Origin of the sequence: Streptococcus parasanguinis (assembly GCF_023109675.1) — a bacterium.
Classification (GTDB): domain Bacteria; phylum Bacillota; class Bacilli; order Lactobacillales; family Streptococcaceae; genus Streptococcus; species Streptococcus parasanguinis_I.
Window position 1 is genome coordinate 45,401 of record NZ_JALDUR010000005.1, and the last position, 18,573, is coordinate 63,973.

The following is an 18,573-nucleotide window of genomic DNA, read 5'->3' on the forward strand; positions in this document are numbered from 1 at the left end:
AAAACTTCATTTTTGTGTATAATGAAAGGGATGACACTAAAAGAAAATATTATCCAACTGGCGCATTCTATTGGGATTTCAAAAATTGGATTTACAACTGCTGATGACTTTGCTTATTTGGAAAAATCGCTCCGCTTGGCCGTTGAGGAAGGACGGAATTCTGGATTCGAGCATAAGAATATTGAAGAGCGCATCCAACCCAAATTAAGTCTCTCCTCCGCAAAGACCATCATCTCAATCGCTGTCGCCTACCCCCACAAACTCAAGCAACAACCTCAAAAAACAGCCTATAAAAGAGGAAAATTCACTCCAAACAGCTGGGGGTTAGACTACCATTATGTCCTTCAAGACAAGCTCAACCGCTTAGCTACTGGGATTGAAGAAATGACGCAGGATTTTGAATACAAGGGCATGGTCGATACTGGAGCATTGGTTGATACGGCTGTCGCCCAACGAGCAGGGATTGGCTTTATCGGAAAAAATGGCTTGGTCATTTCAAAAGAATACGGTTCTTACATGTTTCTGGGCGAATTGATTACCAACCTCGAAATCGAACCGGATCAGCCAGTCGACTATGGTTGTGGAGACTGTCGGCGTTGTTTAGATGCTTGCCCAACCTCCTGTTTAATCGGAGATGGCTCTATGAATGCCAAGCGTTGTTTGTCCTTCCAAACCCAAGACAAGGGCATGATGGACCTAGAATTTCGCAAGAAAATTAAAACGGTCATCTATGGATGTGACATCTGTCAGATTAGCTGCCCTTATAACAAAGGGCTAGATAATCCCTTGGCAACAGAAATCGATCCTGATCTGGCTCATCCAGAGTTGATTCCTTTTATCGAACTGTCCAACGGTCAATTTAAGGAAAAATTCGGGAACGTTGCTGGAAGCTGGCGAGGCAAAAATATCCTCCAGCGCAATGCCATTATCGCACTAGCCAATGCCAATGACCGCTCGGCCATTCCTAAGCTCCTGAACATCATCGAAACTTCACAAAATCAGATTCATATTGCAACGGCTATCTGGTCTTTAGGGCAACTGCTCCGTGAAGTCACGCCGGACCTTGTTGAGCTCTTACGGAATATCAAACATCCGACGGATGCCATCATAGAAGAACGAACTGCTTTCTTTGAAAAATTCAGTGTTCAAGCAGATTCACAGCTACAATGAAAAAACACTAAGGTTGTATCCTTAGTGTTTTTTTAGTTCCTTCAAGAAATACCAACTACCCATCTCTACTTGGTTAAAGCTAATCTCACTTGAATAGACTTCCTTGTAACCATTTTTCGTGTAAAAATAGACATTTCCTTTGGTATTGGTATAAAAGGCTAGTTTTTTTCCTTGGATCTCTTCCAAGAAAGGCTCAATTCCTTCTGTCATAAAGCGACTGCCATAGCCCTGCCGTTGGTGTTTAGGGGCGACTGCGAGAAGCATCAAATACCAATCAAAGTCTACATTTTGCTCCAATTCCTTATCCGTGTCCTCCATAAATTTAAAGTAGGCCAACATATTTTTCAAGGAAATAAACTTGAGCAAACCAAATCCCCCATTTAAGAGATAGGCCCGAAAAGGAATCGGTCCCTTTTGCAACAAGGCAACTGCATAAATTTCATCATTTTTTTCTGCCACAAGGCAAATATGGTGCTTAAGAAAAACCTTTACCAGGATGCGCATCATTGCCTCAACAAAGGCAGGGTATTGCTTGGGATCACGCACCAAATCCTTGATAACTTTTAAAAATAGATAGTCCTCAAAAGCTGTACTGGCTACTCGAACCACCTGATCCAGATCTGCTTTTTTTGCTTTTCTGTACTTCATCTTCTCTCCTATTCTAAGTCCACTTTCCAGTATACACTATCCCTCGCTCTTAGACAAAGGTCAATTTTCAGCAATTTGTTCATTCAAGCCAGCAAAAAGAGTCCTCCCCAGACGAGTCCCAATCCCCAAGCGACGAGGACATCCTTGGGATAATGAACCCCTCCAAGAACTCGAACAAGGGCTAATAGAAGAGATAGGAGCATGGAGCACATTCCTAGCGGAAGAGACAACTGACAGACACACATAGAAATAATAGTCGCCGAAAATACATGTCGGCTAGGAAAGGAATGTCCGGATGAATTCTTTTCTAATAAGGGTTGAATCTCCCATTTTTCATAAGGTCTTGGAACATTGACCCAATGACGAAAGAGGCTAAACAAGACAAAACCCGAAGCAGGGATCCAGATAAAAGGCCAGATTTCTCCCATTGAAGTTTTCTTTAAAAACAGCCAACAAAAGACCAGGCCGTAGATGCCTGGCATGGCGAACGTCAGGATTCGATTCATCCTTTGAAGAACCTGCACACGACGTGGCTTTCTCGTAAAAGGCAGGGTTAGCCAACGATAAAATTTCAGATAATCTTGAAGATTGGGCTTCATGTTGGCACTCCTGTCTATCATCTCGTTTTTGTACTACTAGTATACGCGATCCTAAGAAAGCCTGTCAAGCCAGGCTTCTTTTTTATCCTCTCTTTCTTCTTTTTAACATTAGAAGCGATCTATTTTTGACGCTTTGTCATTTTTCTGTACCTAAGAATCGTCTTTCCCATCCCTTCTTCCAGCATAAAAAATAGGATAGAAGCACATAGAATTGCCTTCTATCCTATTTTTTTACTTTACATTTCACAAGCCTTGTATCTTGATTTCATGCTACTTCTTCTGTGAATTGACTATTGTAGAGATCGGCATAGAAGCCATTTTGGCTCATGAGTTCTTGGTGGTTTCCTTGCTCGATAATATTTCCATCTTTCATCACGAGAATCAGATCCGCATTGCGGATAGTGGACAAGCGATGGGCGATGACAAAGGAGGTCCGGCCTTCCATGAGTTTGTCCATGGCTTTTTGAATCAACTCTTCTGTACGGGTATCGACAGATGAGGTTGCTTCATCCAAGATGAGGAGCGGGGCATCCTTCAAGAGGGCACGCGCAATGGTCAAGAGTTGCTTTTGACCGACGGACAAGGTGACAGAATCATCTAGCACGGTGTCATAACCATTCGGCAAGGTCCGAATAAAGTGATGGACCCCAACCGCTCGGGTTGCCGCTTCGACTGCTTCATCTGAAATATCGGTTTGATTAAAGACTAAGTTTTCCCGAATGGTCCCTTCAAAGAGCCAGGTATCTTGTAAGACCATCGAAAAAGCATCATGAACTTCTTCGCGACTCATGGCCTTAGTATCCACACCATCGATGGTAATTTTACCAGCTTGAATGTCGTAAAAACGCATCAAGAGATTGACCATGGTGGTCTTACCTGCGCCTGTTGGACCAACAATGGCTACTTTTTGCCCAGGCTTCGCTTCAGCAGTAAAGTCATGGATAATGGTCTTGTCTGGTGAATAACCAAAACGAACATGCTCAAAGGTAACATGACCTTTTGGCGATTCCAATTGGCGAATTTTTTGGGATTCGTCTTCCATTTCTTCTTCGTCTAAGAATTCAAAGACACGCCCCAAAGCAGCACTGGCCGATTGCAATTGGGTAATTCCTTGGGCCATTTGACCAATTGGTTGGGTAAAGATGCGGACATAGGTCATAAAGGCCACAATGGTCCCGATGGTAATGTCCCCATTAATGGTGAGGACAGCCCCAACGATACAGACCATGACATATCCGAAATTCCCTACAAACTGCATCAAGGGCATCATGATCCCAGAGAAGAATTGGGATTTCCACATGCTATGGTACAAATCTTGATTGATGGTATCAAAATGATTTTTGGCTTGGTGACGGCCATTGTAGGAAATGACGATATTGTGGCCACTATAGATTTCTTCAACATAACCTGAAACTTTGGCAAGGTTGTCCTGTTGTTGCTTAAAGAGAGGCTGGCTCTTGACCATAATGATGCTGGAAAGAGCAAAACCTGCAAAGACGGACACAATCGCTGTCACCGCCAAGTGCCAGTCCGTCTTAAACATCATAAGGATGGAGCCAATCAATAAGACAATAGAAGAGACCATTTGAACCAAGCTTTGGTTAAAGGATTGGGTCATCAAATCCACGTCATTGGTCACACGAGACAAGGTATCTCCTTGTTCATGGCTATCAAAATATTGGAGGGGCACGCGATTGATCTTCTCAGCAATGGCATTGCGCAAGCGTTCTGCAAAGCGCTGAATCATGGTTGAGATAATGAAACTACTGCTGTAGGACACCAGTGCTCCAACTCCATAAAGGATGGCTAAGGTCAGGGCAATCGAAGTGATCTTATCAATATCAATGGCGCCTCCCATCCCTTTTGTAATGGTATCTGTAATTTCTTTTAACTTATCCGGTCCAATAACCGTGATTACACTCGATACGATCGAAAAGAGGATAGCAATTAGGAAAAATAGGTGGAAGCCCTTCAAATAGGGAGAAAGTTGGCTCCAAAGGGATGTTTTTTGTTTTGTCTTATGCATGTTCCAACTCCTCCTTAGACAATTGTGAATAGGCAATTTCTTGATAGACTTCATTGGTCGCAAGCAATTCCTTGTGGGTGCCTTGACCGACGACCTTCCCTTGATCCAAGACCAAAATCAAATCCGCATCCATAATGGTCGAAATCCGTTGGGCAACGATCAATTTGGTCGTATCTGCCAGCTCTTCTTTCAGAGCTTGTCGCAGGATCCGATCCGTTTTGTAATCAAGGGCTGAGAAGGAATCATCAAAGATGAGGATCTCAGGCTTACGTGCAAGGGCACGCGCAATGGCCAAACGTTGACGTTGTCCTCCAGAGAAGTTGCTTCCTCCTTGCGCTACTTCTGTATCCAAGCCCTTCTCTTTTGTGGCAACAAACTCTTTGGCTTGGGCCAATTCAAGGGCTTTCCAGATGGCTTCATCCTCTAATTTTCCTTGACTACTTTCTCCAAATTCCATATTGGAGCGAATCGTGCCGCTAAAGAGCACTGCTTTTTGGGGAATGTAGCCGACTTTATTGTTCAATTCTTGGTGGCTATAGTCCTTGACATTCACCCCATCCACTAAGATCTTTCCTTCTGTCGCATCGTAAAAACGTGGAATTAAATTGACCAAAGTGGATTTACCAGAACCAGTTGATCCAATGAAGGCAACGGTTTGTCCTTTCTGAGCTGAGAAGGTCACGTGCTCAATCACAGCACGGGAAGTCCGTCCATAGCGGAAGGAAACATCTTGGAATTCTACACTTCCTTTTTCTCCAGACTCAGTCTTGGACTCAGATGGAAAATCAACAGACGGCTCTAGAGCCAAGACCTGATTAATCCGTTTTGCGGATACTAAGGCACGAGGCAGAATAATCAAGATGGCCACCATCATCATAAAGCCAATGACAACCTGCATGGCGTAAGAGGAGAAGGTGATCATATCGGAGAAGACCTTGGTCCGATCCGCTAATGCAGGACTGGTGAAGATCTTTGTAGGATCTTTTGGCATGGCGATATCATTGATCAAGTGCGCCCCAATCCAGTAGATAGCAAGGGTCAAACCACTTGATACCACTGTCATGACAGGGTTCATCAAAGACATCAAACGATAAACAAAGAGATTTAGACGGGTTAAGCCCTTGTTTTCAGCCTGGAATTTCTCATTTTGATAAGCTTCTGCATTGTAGGCGCGAACCACTCGCACCCCAGTCAAACTCTCCCGTGTCGTCGCATTCAAAGCATCGGTCAAACCTTGAACCTTTTGCTGGCGCGGAAAGGCAATAAGAACCAGAACAGAGAGAAGAATCAAGACCATCAAGACCGCAATCCCAACAGACGTTGTCCAGGCACTGCTCTTCCCCCAAATCTTGGTCAGAGCCCAAATCGCCATAATGGGACCACGCGTCACAACTTGCATCCCCATGACAATCATAATTTGTAACTGGGTCAAATCATTGGTTGTACGAGTCAAGAGAGAGGGAACGGAGAATTTCTTGATCTCGGCATCAGAGTAATCCATCACTTGATGGAAAATCTCTCCTCGAAGTCGCGTCGTAAAGCTGGCAGCGACTCTTGAAGCCAAAAAGCCCACAAAAACTGCCATCAAAAAGCTTCCAAAAGAGAAGAGCAACATCTTGCTTCCCGGATCCATAATATCAGAAACCTTGGTCCCATCCTTGGCTAAGAGGGTCGTGATATCGGATAAGTATTCAGGAGTCTTTAAATCCATCCAAACAGCCAGACAGATAAAGACCGTACTAAGGGCAATCATGCCCCATTCTTTGGCAGTTAACCGCCGAAATATATTGATCATTCCTCGCTCCTTTTTTTCATATTCTCATAAAATTGATGCATGACCCTGAAAAAGATGGCCAATTCTTCTTCTGATACACCAGCCATCATATCCTGGTCCACTTCTTCAAAGAATTGTTTCATGTCATTCAATTTATCTTTTACACTGTCTGTTAGGTAGACATACTTGGCCCGTTTATCGGTTGGACTAGGCTCTAGATAAATAAAGCCATTTTTCTCCATGCGCTTGATCAGGTTACTCGTCACGGATTTTGAGATATGAAGTTCCTGCTCAACATCCCGAATCAAGGTCACTTTCCCCTCCTTTTCACGATGAGATAAAAAGCCCAATACCTGACCTTGGGGTCCTGCGCTAAATTCAAGCCCTCTCTTCTTGGCCTCTCTTTCTACCATGAGGTGAATGAGATGACCGATTTTTTTAAATTCTAGTAAAGGTTTGTCCATCATTTCCTCCAAATAGTTCTCTTAAGAATTTTAAAGTTACTATGAGAACTATTTTAACACAAAAAAGATCCCTGTCAAGAAAAAAGTTTCCATAAGAACTAAAAAAAGGAGCCGAATCGACTCCATCCTTCATCTTTAGATAATAATGCCTTCTAGATGATCCATTTCATGCTGACAGATCTGGGCCGGAAAGCCTGACAAATGAATTGTTTTTGCTTTCCAATTCATATCTCGATAGGCCACTGAAATCTCCTCATAACGAGTGGTCGGCCGACTCCCCACCAAGGACAAGCATCCTTCCTCTGTTTGGTAAGGCTTTTTCTTTTCAAGGAGAACCGGATTAAACAGGACCAAATTTTCACTTCCCATTCGGATGATAATCGCTCGCTTTTTCACCCCGATCATATTGGCTGCTAAACCGACACACTCAAGGAGATGAGCATTTAAGGTGTCCTGCAAATCCAAAGCCAAGGTGCGATCCTCAGGTGTCGCTTCTTCTGACTTTTGACCCAAGAATAAGACATCTTTTACAATATTCTTTTTCATTCCTTCCTCACTTCTTGATAGATAGACGAAAGAAGAGAGTGGGACAGAAATCGGTAATTCGTTAGAATTGGATTTCATCGTCCCACCTCCGCACAGTTGAGTAGGGCTGTAAAAGCTGATGAAATCGGCGTAGTAGAGCCCACTCAACCACTGCGTCTTGCTCGACAATCCAAAAATAATTGAGAGGCTAGGACTTTTGTCCCAGCCTCCTCGCTCTTGTTTCTAACCTCTAAGAGACAATTGCTGCTTATTTTTTAAGCTTTTCGCTCACTTCTTTTGCAAGGACAAAGTTCCCCAAGGTCGCTGAACCATTGCCGGCAACTGCAGGTGTCACAATATAATCTCTCACATCAGGTACAGGGAGGTAACCGTTCAAGAGGGCAGTAAATTTCGTGCGAACACGATCTAACATATGTTGTTGAGCCATGACTCCTCCTCCAAAGACAATGACGTCTGGGCGGAAGGTAACTGTCGCATTCACTGCTGCTTGTGCGATGTAGTAGGCTTGAATATCCCATACATTGCTGTTGAGTTCAATGTTTTCCCCACGAATACCCGTACGAGCTTCGAGACTAGGACCAGCCGCAAAACCTTCCAAACAGCCATTGTGGAAAGGACAAACACCCTTGAATTCTTTTTCCACATCCATTGGGTGTTGGGCCACATAGTAGTGTCCCATTTCTGGGTGCCCAGCTCCCCCGATAAACTCACCACGTTGGATGACACCAGCTCCGATTCCTGTTCCGATTGTATAGTAAACCAAGTTTTCGATATGACCACCCGCATTGTTGCGTGCGACCACTTCTCCATAGGCAGAACTATTCACATCTGTTGTGAAATAGATAGGTACATTCAAGGCACGACGGAAGGCCCCAACGATATCTACATTGGCCCAATTTGGTTTTGGAGTCGTTGTGATGAAACCATAAGTGTTTGAATTTGGATCGATATCAATTGGTCCAAATGAACCAATCGCAAGCCCAACTAGATCCTCAAATTTTGAGAAAAATTCAATACACTTATCAATCGTCTCAATTGGCTTGGTTGTTGGAAATTGTACTTTTTCCACAACATTATAGTTTTCATCACCAACCGCACAAACAAATTTTGTACCGCCAGCTTCCAAACTTCCATATAATTTTGTCATGTTGGCTCCTTTTTTATTATGAAAAATATCCTGTATTTATTATAGCATATTTTGTAGTCAATCTTTTTCTCTTCTCTAAAGAAAAAACACACTTTTTTTGAGAAATAAAATTCAAGGACTGGAGATGATAGACCAGTCCTTGAAAACTTATTGTTTCGATTAAGCTTTGACTTCGATGATCGCATCACCCTTCGCAACAGATCCAGTTGCAACAGGTGTGACAGAAGCATAGTCAGCTGTGTTAGTGACGATCACCATAGTTGTGTCTTCAAGACCAGCTGCGGCAATTTTCGCTGCATCAAATGTACCAAGGACATCACCAGCTTTCACTTTATCACCTTGAGCTACTTTTTGATCAAATCCTTCACCGTTCATTGATACGGTATCAATCCCAACGTGGATCAAGATTTCAGCACCATTAGCGGTCTTCAAACCGTAAGCGTGACCAGTTGCAAAAGCAATGGTTACTTCAGCATCAGCTGGTGCATAGACAACGCCTTCAGTTGGTTTGATGGCAATTCCTTGTCCCATCGCTCCACTTGAGAAGACAGGATCATTCACATCAGACAAAGCAACAGCTTGACCAACGATCGGAGAGATAATGGTTTCGTCTTGAAGAGATGCTGGAAGAGCTCCAGTTGTTTCTTCTTCAATAATAGCTTCTGCTTCTTTGTCCTCTGCAGGAACTGATGAAGCTTCATCTTCATAACCAAACATATAAGTCAAACCGAAACTTAGGGCAGTTGTAAATACAACCATAAATACATATTTCAATAATTGACCGTTTAGATAGAGAAGCGTTCCTGGAATAATTGTAATACCAAATCCTGTACCAGCAAGATTTAACATAGATGCAATCCAACCACCTACTGCACCTGCTCCCAAAGCAATAACGAATGGTTTCACATAACGCAAGTTTACACCAAAGATTGCAGGCTCAGTAATACCTAACAAGGCAGAGATAGTTGCAGGAAATGCTAGAGCTTTCACTTTTTGAGATTTAGATTTCACTGCCACTGCTAAAGTAGCTCCAGCTTGTGCAGTCATAGCCGCTGTAATAATTGCATTAAATGGATCTTTTTTATCTGCAGTAATTAATTGTGATTCAAGAAGATTAAAGATATGATGGACGCCGGTAACGACAATCAACTGATGAACGCCACCAATAAGAAGACCTGCAAGACCAAATGGTAAATTCAAAATAAACTTAGTTACATTTAGTACATATTCTTCGATACTGTGGAAGAATGGACCAATAATAAACAAAGCGAGGAATGACATGATTGTCAATGTGAATAATGGAACCAATAACAAATCTAAGACATCTGGAATTTTCTTATGGAGCCACTTTTCAAGTTTCGCACCAATTAGACCAACGAAGAAAGCGGGAAGAACTGAGTTCTGGAATCCAACCACATGATGGAAGATACCAAAGTATGTTGCTGCTTTAGAAGGATCTTCCGCTACAACCCACGCATTTGGAAGTGTCGGACTAACCATCATCAAACCAATTACAATCCCAAGAACAGGATTTCCTCCGAATACTCGGAATGCAGACCATGAAATCAAGGCTGGGAAGAAGGCAAACGCGGTATCAGTTAAAATTGTTGAATAGGTATAAAAATCAGTAGATTTAAATGCATCTGCTGTTGTGCCAAACAAAGCCAAAACCTGGTCTTGAGCAATGGCACCACGAATCCCCATAAACAATCCAGTCGCAACAATTGCTGGTAGAATTGGAACAAAAACGTCTCCAAAGGTACGGATCGCGCGTTGGAACCAGTTTCCTTGTTTAGCGGCTTCTGCTTTCATTTCATCTTTTGATGATGTTGGTAAGCCAAGAGCTACTACTTCATCATAGATCTTGTTTACAGTACCAGTACCAAAGATGATTTGGTATTGACCTGAGTTAAAGAAAGCACCTTGTACTTTTTCAATGTTCTCAACAACATCTTTGTTGATTTTTGATTCATCTTTTACCATCACGCGAAGACGAGTCGCACAGTGAGCAACACTGCTAACGTTCTCAACCCCACCGATTGCATCGATGACCTGCTTTGCAATTTCTGTATTTGACATTTTGCAAAAATCTCCTTATTTTTTGTAATGTAAACGGTTAAATCGTTTCTACGTTTTTAATTGTACCACGTATTGAAAATATGTCAAGCGTTTTGCAGGATTTTTTTGAAACTTTTTTGGACTTTTTGACACCTTTTGACAGTATGAAACTATTTTCATTTTAAAACAGGCCTGTACTACGCTTTTTAGCACTTTAAATCAGACTTTTATTTTCATTTTCTTTCATATTTTCATAAATTTTCAACTTCTCCTCTTTTCTTCAGGCTGCAAAATAGCTGTCAATCGTTTGACATTTTTTGCCATTTTTTTCATTTATCGCTTGCATTTTTAATAGGAAATCGGTACTATGGAAGTAAGAAAAAATTCGGAGGAATAAAATGGAATGGACAACTGAACGTCGTTACAGACGTTACGAAGACTGGACAAAAGAGGAAAAGCAAGCCATCCAAGATCATATGGCCAAATCTCCTTGGCATACACACTATCATGTTGAGCCAAAAGCTGGTCTCTTAAATGATCCTAACGGTTTTTCCTACTTTGATGGAAAATGGATCTTGTTTTACCAAAATTTCCCATTTGGTGCAGCCCATGGGTTAAAATCATGGGTACAAACAGAAAGTGAAGACTTGGTTCATTTCAAAGAAACTGGTGTAACGCTTCTTCCAGACACAGATCTGGATAGCCATGGAGCTTATTCCGGATCAGCCATGCAGTTTGGTGACAAACTATTCTTATTCTACACCGGAAATGTTCGTGATGCAGAATGGGTTCGTCATCCTTACCAAGTCGGTGCTTTGATGGATAAAGACGGCAAGATTGAAAAAATTGACAAAATCTTGATTGATCAACCTGCTGACTCTACGGATCACTTTCGTGACCCACAGATTTTTAATTTCAAAGGTCAATTCTACGCTATCGTTGGTGGTCAAGACCTTGAGAAGAAAGGATTCATCCGTCTCTATAAGGCTGTAGATAATGACTATTCCAACTGGGTTGCAGTCGGTGACTTGGATTTTGCAAACGATCGGACAGCTTATATGATGGAATGTCCCAACCTAGTCTTTGTTGGAGACCAACCCGTTCTTCTCTACTGTCCTCAAGGCTTAGATAAATCAGCTCTCGATTATGACAATATCTATCCAAATATGTACAAGATCGGGGCAAGCTTTGACCCAGAAAAGGCCAAAATGGTTGATGTATCTGAATTGCATAATCTTGACTATGGTTTTGAAGCCTATGCCACTCAAGGATTTAATGCACCCAATGGACGTGCCTATGCTGTTAGCTGGCTAGGTCTTCCAGACGTTTCTTATCCAACAGATTCCTATGACTACCAAGGAGCTCTCTCACTGGTCAAAGAATTAACCATCAAAGATGGCAAACTCTACCAATACCCAGTTGAAGCGATCAAGGACTTGCGCGCTGAGAGTGAGGCATTTGCCAACAAGGCTCAAACCAAGAACTGCTATGAATTGGAATTGCAGTTTGAAAAGGATAGCCAGAACGAAATCGTCCTCTTTGCCGATGCAGAAGGGAAGGGCTTAGCTCTCACATTTGATCTGGCTAAAGGATTGGTCACAGTCGATCGTAGCCAGGCTGGTGAGCAATATGCCCAAGACTTCGGTACGAGCCGTAGCTGCACAATCGCTAACCAAGCGACAACCGCTAATATTTTCATTGACAATTCGATATTTGAAATCTTTATCAATAAAGGAGAAAAAGTATTTTCTGGTCGGGTCTACCCACATGCAGATCAAAATGGAATCTTGATCAAGTCTGGAACCCCTACTGGAACTTACTACGAACTTGATTATGGTCGCAAAGCTAACTGATGTCGCCAAACTCGCCGGTGTCAGCCCTACTACTGTCTCACGGGTCATCAATAAAAAAGGATACCTATCTGAAAAAACGATCCAAAAAGTCCAAGAAGCCATGCGAGAATTGGGATATAAACCTAACAATGTTGCTCGTAGCCTCCAAGGAAAATCAGCCAAGTTAGTCGGCTTGATCTTTCCCAACATCAGCAATGTTTTCTATGCTGAGTTAATCGACAAACTAGAGCACCAACTCTTCAAACACGGCTATAAAACCATTATCTGCAATAGTGAACACGACTCCGAGAAAGAGCGCGAATATATTGAGATGTTGGAGGCTAACCAGGTAGATGGCATCATTTCAGGAAGTCATAATTTGGGCATTGAAGATTACAACCGGGTAACTGCTCCTATCATTGCTTTTGACCGCAACCTCTCCCCAGAAATTCCGGTTGTCTCTTCAGACAACTACGCTGGAGGGATCCTCGCAGCTGAAACCCTCGTCAAGACTGGGGCTCAAAACATCATCATGATCACAGGAAATGACAATTCCAACTCCCCAACAGGTCTTCGCCATGCAGGTTTTGCTTCAGTCTTGCCAAACGCTTCTATCATTAATGTCTCCAGTGATTTTTCACCCATTCGCAAGGAAATGGAAATCAAACAGATCTTAATCCACCAAAAACCAGATGCCATTTTTGCTTCGGATGATTTGACAGCTATCTTAATTATGAAAGTCGCTAAAGAGCTGGAAATTCCAGTTCCTCAACAGCTTAAAGTGATTGGTTATGATGGCACCCAGTTCGTCCAAACCTTTATTCCAGAGCTCACAACCATCCAACAACCGATCAAAGAGATCGCAGTCTTGACAGTAGACCTCTTGCTTCAAAAAATCGACGGTCAAACCGTTGCAACGACAGGCTATTTCTTGCCGGTTAGTCTTCATTCCGGCAACAGCGTCTAATTCCTTGCTATATAGTTCCTTCTCTCAATTTTCAAAGGCTGGACACGCGTTTGCCCAGTCTTTCATTTTTCATCGTAAATTTTCAAATTAAGATTGATAGAATTTTTAGGAAAATGAGGCTGGGACAAAAGTCCTAGCCTCTTCTTGTTTTTGGAGTGTCGAGCAAGACGCAGTGGTTGAGTGGGCTCTACTACGCTGATTTCATCATCTTTTACAGCCCTACACAACTGTGCGGAGGTGGGACGACGAAATCGAATTCTAACGAATGACCGATTTCTGTCCCACTCTCTATTTTGTGTAATGGATCAGTGTTAACCTGCACTTTCTTTTGGAACATAAGTCATTCTTTTATTTCATCATCTCTCTTTAAATTGAAAATGACAGACAAATTTTTTGAAAATCGTTTGCAAATAAGTTAAGATAGGTGGGTAAGAAAAGAGTAACCGCTTACTTATGAAGGAGGACATTTTATGTCATATAAAACAAGCAATGCAGAAGGACCTGTAGATTTTATTAACACTTATGATTTGGAGCCTATGGCTCAACAAGTCATTCCAAAAGCTGCTTTTGGCTATATCGCTAGCGGAGCAGAAGATACCTTTACATTGCGTGAAAACATCCGAGCTTTTAACCATAAGCTGATTGTCCCTCATACGCTTTGTGATGTGGAAAATCCAAGTACTGAGATTGAATTTGCTGGTGAAAAGCTATCTTCACCCATCATTATGGCTCCAGTTGCAGCTCATAAATTAGCCAATGAACAAGGGGAAGTGGCTACTGCGCGCGGGGTACATGAGTTTGGTTCCCTCTATACTACAAGCTCCTACTCTACAGTTGATCTTCCAGAAATTACGCAAGCCCTTCAAGGGACTCCTCATTGGTTCCAGTTCTACTTTAGTAAAGATGATGGGATTAACCGCCACATTATGGATCGCGTGAAGGCAGAAGGTTATAAAGCGATCGTCTTAACGGCAGATGCAACTGTTGGGGGGAATCGTGAGGTTGATAAACGTAATGGTTTTGTCTTCCCAGTTGGAATGCCAATCGTAGAAGAATACCTACCTGAAGGTGCTGGTAAGTCAATGGACTTTGTCTACAAATCAGCTAAACAACGCCTCTCTCCACGAGATGTAGAATTCATCGCTGAATACTCAGGCCTACCCGTTTACGTTAAAGGTCCTCAATGCCGTGAAGATGTTGAACGTTCTCTTGCTGCAGGTGCATCTGGTATCTGGGTAACCAACCACGGTGGACGTCAAATCGATGGTGGCCCAGCTGCCTTTGACTCACTTCAAGAAGTTGCTGAAGCAGTTGACAAACGTGTACCGATTGTCTTTGACTCTGGTATTCGGCGTGGGCAACATGTCTTTAAGGCTTTGGCTTCAGGAGCTGACTTGGTAGCTATTGGTCGCCCCGTTATTTATGGCTTAGCTCTGGGCGGTGGTGTAGGTGTACGCCAAGTCTTTGAACACTTGAATGCAGAATTGAAGACCGTGATGCAACTATCTGGAACTCAGACGATTGAAGATGTGAAACACTTCAAACTTCGTCACAATCCATATAATCCAACTTTCCCAGTAGATCCTCGTGATCTGAAATTGTATTAATAAGAAAAGAGGGAGTGGGACAGAACGAATGTTTACTAAAAATCGTTCCTTGTCCCACTCCCTATTTGTTTTAGAGAGTACAAACAGGATGTACACGGAAAATGGTATCATAAACTTTGTAAATACATTTTTTAACAAATATCTTGCTAGAGATTTCATTTTCTGTTATACTGATGAGTAAATAATATTATAAAGACATTTGGGGTGCTTTAGGCTGAGATGATACCCATTGAACCTGCTACAGTTAATACTGGCGAAGGGAAATGTGAAAAGGTTTTTTTCGTGTGTCGAAAAGAACTGTCTAATCTTATAAGCAAAACTCTAATTCTTGATTGTAATTGGAGTTTTTTAATTTTTACCAGATAGACTAGATGTAGAGTATTGTGGTACGTCTTTCTTAAATGCCCGACTGTCTTAAAAAGGAGTTTTTATGTTTAAAAAATGGCGTTTAAAAGATGTTATCTTACTTGCTTTCTTGTCTATCTTTTTTGGTGGCGTTTTTGTAGGTTCAGGATATCTATATAATATTTTGACTATTGGCTTAACACCTCTAGGTTTACAGGCTTTTGCCAACGAAATATTATTTGGTCTTTGGTGTATGGCTGCACCTATTACGGCTATTTTCATCCCAAGAATCGGTAGTGCAACTATTGGAGAAGTTTTAGCTGCCCTTGCTGAAGTCCTTTACGGTAGTCAATTCGGTTTAGGAGCTCTATTATCCGGTTTGGTTCAAGGGTTAGGAAGTGAATTCGGCTTTCTTATCACCAAGAATCGTTATGAAAGTTGGCTTTCACTGACAGCTAATAGTATTGGAATTACACTCTTTAGCTTTGTCTATGAATACATTAAATTAGGTTACTATGCCTTTTCTCTTCCTTTCGTACTATCCTTGCTTTTGGTACGTTTTGCATCAGTATTTTTCTTCTGTGCGATTCTAGTTCGTACTACGGTCAAACTTTACCATCAGTTTTCTGCTGGGAGTGAAGTATAGATGGGGGTGGAATTAAAGGGGGTTGTCTATCCCTCTTTCACAAAGCCGATTGACTTTACATTTCAATCCCAAGCCTTTACTTTATTGGTTGGAAAAAGCGGTTCGGGTAAATCAACCCTTTTTCAAATTATTGCCCAACTCAGTCCAGTGCCATATAGTGGTCAGATCCTTATCGATGGAATTGACATGAGACAACTTTCTGTAGCTGAACGTGTCCAATTGGTCGGTATCCTATTTCAAAACCCCAACCATCAATTTACCATGGAGACCTTGTTTGAGGAATTGGTCTTTTCCTTAGAAAATATTGCTTATCCAATTCAGGAAATTGAATCTAAAATAGCGGAAGTTGTGGAGAAATGTAGAAGCCAAAAAATTCTCCACCGTCCGATTCACCAATTGTCAGGTGGAGAAAAACAAAAAGCGGCCCTAGCAGTACTCTTTGCCATGAATCCTAGTGTCTATCTTTTAGACGAACCCTTTGCATCAATTGATCGTAAAAGTCGGCTTGAGATACTAGGGATTTTGAAGGAACTGGTTGAAGCAGGTAAGACGATTATCCTCTGTGATCATGATTTGTCTGACTACGAAGCCTATATCGACCATATGGTTGAACTAAGAAATGACGAAGTCAAAAAAATATTCAAAATCCCTTCCTCTGAAACTAGAGAAGTTTTTTCAAAGGAAGTCGGCAATTGTCAGGATCTTTTCCATCTGAAACAAATGACCTGTATCCTAAATGATTCTCCTCTCTTTTCCATTCCTGATTTTACATTTTATGAAGGGGTTTCCTGTATCCTAGGGGATAATGGTGTTGGGAAATCAACCCTCTTTCGTTCCATTCTCCAATTTCAGAAGTATAAAGGGAAGATTCATTGGAAGAATAGGCTATTAAAAAAGAAAAAAAGTCTATATGATGAGATAACATATGTGGTACAAGAGGCGGATAAGCAGTTTATCAGAGCCAGTCTCAAGAAAGAACTTCAGTTAGATGACCTAGATAATGAGAACGATAAAAGAGTCAAGGAAGTCCTGCAATTGTTTGATTTGGAGAATTCCTTAGATAAGAGTCCCTATCAGTTAAGTGGAGGACAACAAAAGATGGTTCAATTATTAACGATCATGACAAGTCAAGCCACTGTTGTCTTATTAGATGAACCGTTTGCAGGTTTAGATGATAGGGCTTGCGATTATGTTTGTAGGTGGATAAGGGAGGAGTGTCAAAAAGGACGTAGCTTTTTAATTATTTCCCATCGTTTAGATCCGCTTGTGTCACTAGTTGATTACTGGATTGAAATGACATCTACAGGGTTAAAATATCTTAAAGAAGTTTCTATCACAAGGCCACTAAGATCTCGTGGTATAGGAAATAAAACGGAGGTGAGATAGAATGGTTAAAGTCCCCACTCAAACTCCGGTAACAATCCTCTTTTTACTACTTTTATCCTTGGAAACCTCCTTTGTTCCATCGGTTCCTCTCAATCTATCGGTTGCCTTCTTTTGCATCGTCTATATGTGCTTTTATCGCAAGTTTCATATGATGATTTGGATGGTTTTCTTGGCTATCCTACCAGGCTTTGCCAATTACTGGGCAGTTCATTTACATGGAGATGTTTCCCAAGCAGTTTTACTTGGAACCAGGGGTTTTGTGACAGTTTGTATAGGGATTGTATTTATCTCAAGCATCTCACTAAAAGAGTTACTCTTGTATTTGGCACAAATGGGATTGTCACGGTCTTGGGCCTATGCCTTGTTAGTGGTTTTCAATGCTTTTCCGCTGATTCAGAAAGAAATTAAATCCATAAAGGAGGCCTGTTTGTTACGAGGGCAAAAATTGCATTTTTGGTCCCCTTTGATTTATAGCAAGGTCTTGATTAGCGTCTTTAGATGGCGACATCTATACTTAAGAGCCTTATCAGCACATGGCTATGATGAAGATGCCATGATAGAAAAGTCCTATCGGAACTTTTATATTCCCAGACAGACAAAAATCATCTACCTACTTATCTATTTAACCCTTCAAATCAGTCTGTTTTTATAAAGGAGTTATTATGGAATTTACAGATATTGCTATGGAATTATCCAGGGAGGCCTGGCAGGCTTCCTTTCAGCACCCTTTTATTTTACAGTTACAAAAGGGAAATTTAGATCCTTCCATTTTTCGCTATTACTTGATTCAGGATGCCTACTACTTAAATGCCTTTTCAAAAGCCTATGATCACTTAGCTGAAAAAACTTCAAAACAAGAAATGAAGAGACTTTTGAAACAAAATGCTCAGAGCTTAGTCGAAGGTGAGTTATTTATCCGTCAACAGTTTTTCAAGGAGCTGGGGATTGATGACAAGGAAATGGCAGAGCAGCCGATTGCTCCAACCTGCTACCATTATATTTCGCATATTTATCGTCAATTTGAAGAAGAGAACGTAGCCATTGCTTTTGCGAGCTTGCTCCCGTGTCCATGGTTGTACCATGACCTAGGTAAGGCACTTAATCTTCGTCCTTCACCAGAAGTCCTTTATCAGAAGTGGATTGAAACTTACATTACAGATGAACTCGAACAGCAAATAAAAGAAGAGACGGAACTAGTCAATCAACTCTACAGTGAAAGTGACGAGCTAGACAAGAAAAAAATGCTCGAAGCCTTCCGAATTAGCGTTTATATGGAAGCACAGTTTTGGGAAATGGCCTACCAGCATCAAACATGGAAGAGCACTTTACAGGCTTTAGAAAAAGGAGATTAATGAAAA

Annotated in this window: 16 protein-coding genes and 1 riboswitch; of the genes, 8 read left to right on the plus strand and 8 right to left on the minus strand. The window is 41.6% G+C overall.

Going from position 1 to position 18,573, the window contains the following annotated elements; genetic code table 11:
• Nucleotides 1-30 precede the first annotated feature (30 nt).
• Nucleotides 31-1,170, plus strand: a complete 1,140-nt coding sequence (queG, locus tag M1G14_RS05315) for a tRNA epoxyqueuosine(34) reductase QueG (RefSeq protein ID WP_049522814.1) — start codon at nt 31-33, stop codon at nt 1,168-1,170.
• A 21-nt stretch (nt 1,171-1,191) separates the two neighbouring features.
• On the opposite strand, the gene M1G14_RS05320 is transcribed toward queG, so the two are convergent.
• From M1G14_RS05320 to M1G14_RS05355, 8 genes are all read right to left on the minus strand, one after another.
• Nucleotides 1,192-1,818, minus strand: a complete 627-nt coding sequence (locus tag M1G14_RS05320; protein ID WP_049483014.1) for a GNAT family N-acetyltransferase — start codon at nt 1,816-1,818, stop codon at nt 1,192-1,194.
• Between the two features lie 83 nt (nt 1,819-1,901).
• The gene (locus M1G14_RS05325; protein ID WP_049522815.1) at nt 1,902-2,417 is read right to left on the minus strand and encodes a phosphatase PAP2 family protein; all 516 of its coding nucleotides are present in this window, start codon (nt 2,415-2,417) and stop codon (nt 1,902-1,904) included.
• Between the two features lie 265 nt (nt 2,418-2,682).
• On the minus strand, nt 2,683-4,443 hold the full coding sequence (locus M1G14_RS05330; RefSeq protein ID WP_024054810.1) for an ABC transporter ATP-binding protein: 1,761 nt from the start codon (nt 4,441-4,443) through the stop codon (nt 2,683-2,685).
• The gene (locus M1G14_RS05335) at nt 4,436-6,238 is read right to left on the minus strand and encodes an ABC transporter ATP-binding protein (RefSeq protein WP_024054811.1); all 1,803 of its coding nucleotides are present in this window, start codon (nt 6,236-6,238) and stop codon (nt 4,436-4,438) included. Before M1G14_RS05335 ends, M1G14_RS05330 begins: the two co-directional genes overlap by 8 nt.
• Nucleotides 6,235-6,681 (minus strand): MarR family winged helix-turn-helix transcriptional regulator, encoded by a 447-nt coding sequence (locus M1G14_RS05340; protein WP_021153785.1) that lies wholly within the window; start codon nt 6,679-6,681, stop codon nt 6,235-6,237. The genes M1G14_RS05335 and M1G14_RS05340 overlap by 4 nt, the downstream gene beginning before the upstream one ends.
• 135 nt (nt 6,682-6,816) lie before the next feature.
• Nucleotides 6,817-7,227 carry a peptide deformylase gene (locus tag M1G14_RS05345; RefSeq protein ID WP_024054812.1) on the minus strand — a complete coding sequence of 137 codons (411 nt, stop codon included), beginning with the start codon at nt 7,225-7,227 and terminating at the stop codon, nt 6,817-6,819.
• Nucleotides 7,228-7,474: 247 nt separating this feature from the next.
• Nucleotides 7,475-8,374: a fructokinase ScrK gene (gene scrK, locus M1G14_RS05350; RefSeq protein ID WP_003016958.1), complete on the minus strand. Its 900-nt coding sequence runs from the start codon at nt 8,372-8,374 to the stop codon at nt 7,475-7,477.
• 159 nt (nt 8,375-8,533) lie between these two features.
• Complete coding sequence (locus M1G14_RS05355) at nt 8,534-10,453, minus strand: sucrose-specific PTS transporter subunit IIBC (RefSeq protein WP_003008594.1); 1,920 nt, start codon at nt 10,451-10,453, stop codon at nt 8,534-8,536.
• A 377-nt stretch (nt 10,454-10,830) separates the two neighbouring features.
• Here M1G14_RS05355 and M1G14_RS05360 point away from each other — a divergent pair, with 377 nt between their 5' ends.
• The 7 genes from M1G14_RS05360 to tenA all read left to right on the plus strand — a co-directional run bounded on the left by M1G14_RS05360 (nt 10,831) and on the right by tenA (nt 18,567).
• On the plus strand, nt 10,831-12,285 hold the full coding sequence (locus tag M1G14_RS05360) for a sucrose-6-phosphate hydrolase (RefSeq protein WP_247926376.1): 1,455 nt from the start codon (nt 10,831-10,833) through the stop codon (nt 12,283-12,285).
• Entirely contained in the window at nt 12,266-13,231 is a 966-nt protein-coding gene (locus M1G14_RS05365; RefSeq protein ID WP_049486254.1) for a LacI family DNA-binding transcriptional regulator, read from the plus strand. The genes M1G14_RS05360 and M1G14_RS05365 overlap by 20 nt, the downstream gene beginning before the upstream one ends.
• A 470-nt stretch (nt 13,232-13,701) precedes the next feature.
• A complete protein-coding gene (gene lctO / locus M1G14_RS05370; protein ID WP_049474070.1) occupies nt 13,702-14,838 on the plus strand; it encodes an L-lactate oxidase in 1,137 nt (378 codons plus the stop codon).
• Between the two features lie 190 nt (nt 14,839-15,028).
• A riboswitch (TPP riboswitch) is annotated at nt 15,029-15,117 on the plus strand.
• Between the two features lie 151 nt (nt 15,118-15,268).
• The gene (locus tag M1G14_RS05375) at nt 15,269-15,829 is read left to right on the plus strand and encodes an ECF transporter S component (RefSeq protein ID WP_049486253.1); all 561 of its coding nucleotides are present in this window, start codon (nt 15,269-15,271) and stop codon (nt 15,827-15,829) included.
• Entirely contained in the window at nt 15,830-17,215 is a 1,386-nt protein-coding gene (locus M1G14_RS05380; protein ID WP_049474072.1) for an ATP-binding cassette domain-containing protein, read from the plus strand.
• 1 nt (nt 17,216) lies between these two features.
• Nucleotides 17,217-17,867: an energy-coupling factor transporter transmembrane component T gene (locus tag M1G14_RS05385; protein WP_049474073.1), complete on the plus strand. Its 651-nt coding sequence runs from the start codon at nt 17,217-17,219 to the stop codon at nt 17,865-17,867.
• A gap of 10 nt (nt 17,868-17,877) precedes the next feature.
• Entirely contained in the window at nt 17,878-18,567 is a 690-nt protein-coding gene (tenA, locus tag M1G14_RS05390; protein WP_049506470.1) for a thiaminase II, read from the plus strand.
• The last annotated feature ends 6 nt before the right edge of the window (nt 18,568-18,573 follow it).

Coding starts and splice junctions, on each gene's coding strand:
- queG (WP_049522814.1), top strand. CDS start 31: ATGACACTAAAAGAAAATATTATCCAACTGGCGCATTCTATTGGGATT.
- M1G14_RS05320 (WP_049483014.1), bottom strand. CDS start 1,818: ATGAAGTACAGAAAAGCAAAAAAAGCAGATCTGGATCAGGTGGTTCGA.
- M1G14_RS05325 (WP_049522815.1), bottom strand. CDS start 2,417: ATGAAGCCCAATCTTCAAGATTATCTGAAATTTTATCGTTGGCTAACC.
- M1G14_RS05330 (WP_024054810.1), bottom strand. CDS start 4,443: ATGCATAAGACAAAACAAAAAACATCCCTTTGGAGCCAACTTTCTCCC.
- M1G14_RS05335 (WP_024054811.1), bottom strand. CDS start 6,238: ATGATCAATATATTTCGGCGGTTAACTGCCAAAGAATGGGGCATGATT.
- M1G14_RS05340 (WP_021153785.1), bottom strand. CDS start 6,681: ATGGACAAACCTTTACTAGAATTTAAAAAAATCGGTCATCTCATTCAC.
- M1G14_RS05345 (WP_024054812.1), bottom strand. CDS start 7,227: ATGAAAAAGAATATTGTAAAAGATGTCTTATTCTTGGGTCAAAAGTCA.
- scrK (WP_003016958.1), bottom strand. CDS start 8,374: ATGACAAAATTATATGGAAGTTTGGAAGCTGGCGGTACAAAATTTGTT.
- M1G14_RS05355 (WP_003008594.1), bottom strand. CDS start 10,453: ATGTCAAATACAGAAATTGCAAAGCAGGTCATCGATGCAATCGGTGGG.
- M1G14_RS05360 (WP_247926376.1), top strand. CDS start 10,831: ATGGAATGGACAACTGAACGTCGTTACAGACGTTACGAAGACTGGACA.
- M1G14_RS05365 (WP_049486254.1), top strand. CDS start 12,266: ATGGTCGCAAAGCTAACTGATGTCGCCAAACTCGCCGGTGTCAGCCCT.
- lctO (WP_049474070.1), top strand. CDS start 13,702: ATGTCATATAAAACAAGCAATGCAGAAGGACCTGTAGATTTTATTAAC.
- M1G14_RS05375 (WP_049486253.1), top strand. CDS start 15,269: ATGTTTAAAAAATGGCGTTTAAAAGATGTTATCTTACTTGCTTTCTTG.
- M1G14_RS05380 (WP_049474072.1), top strand. CDS start 15,830: ATGGGGGTGGAATTAAAGGGGGTTGTCTATCCCTCTTTCACAAAGCCG.
- M1G14_RS05385 (WP_049474073.1), top strand. CDS start 17,217: ATGGTTAAAGTCCCCACTCAAACTCCGGTAACAATCCTCTTTTTACTA.
- tenA (WP_049506470.1), top strand. CDS start 17,878: ATGGAATTTACAGATATTGCTATGGAATTATCCAGGGAGGCCTGGCAG.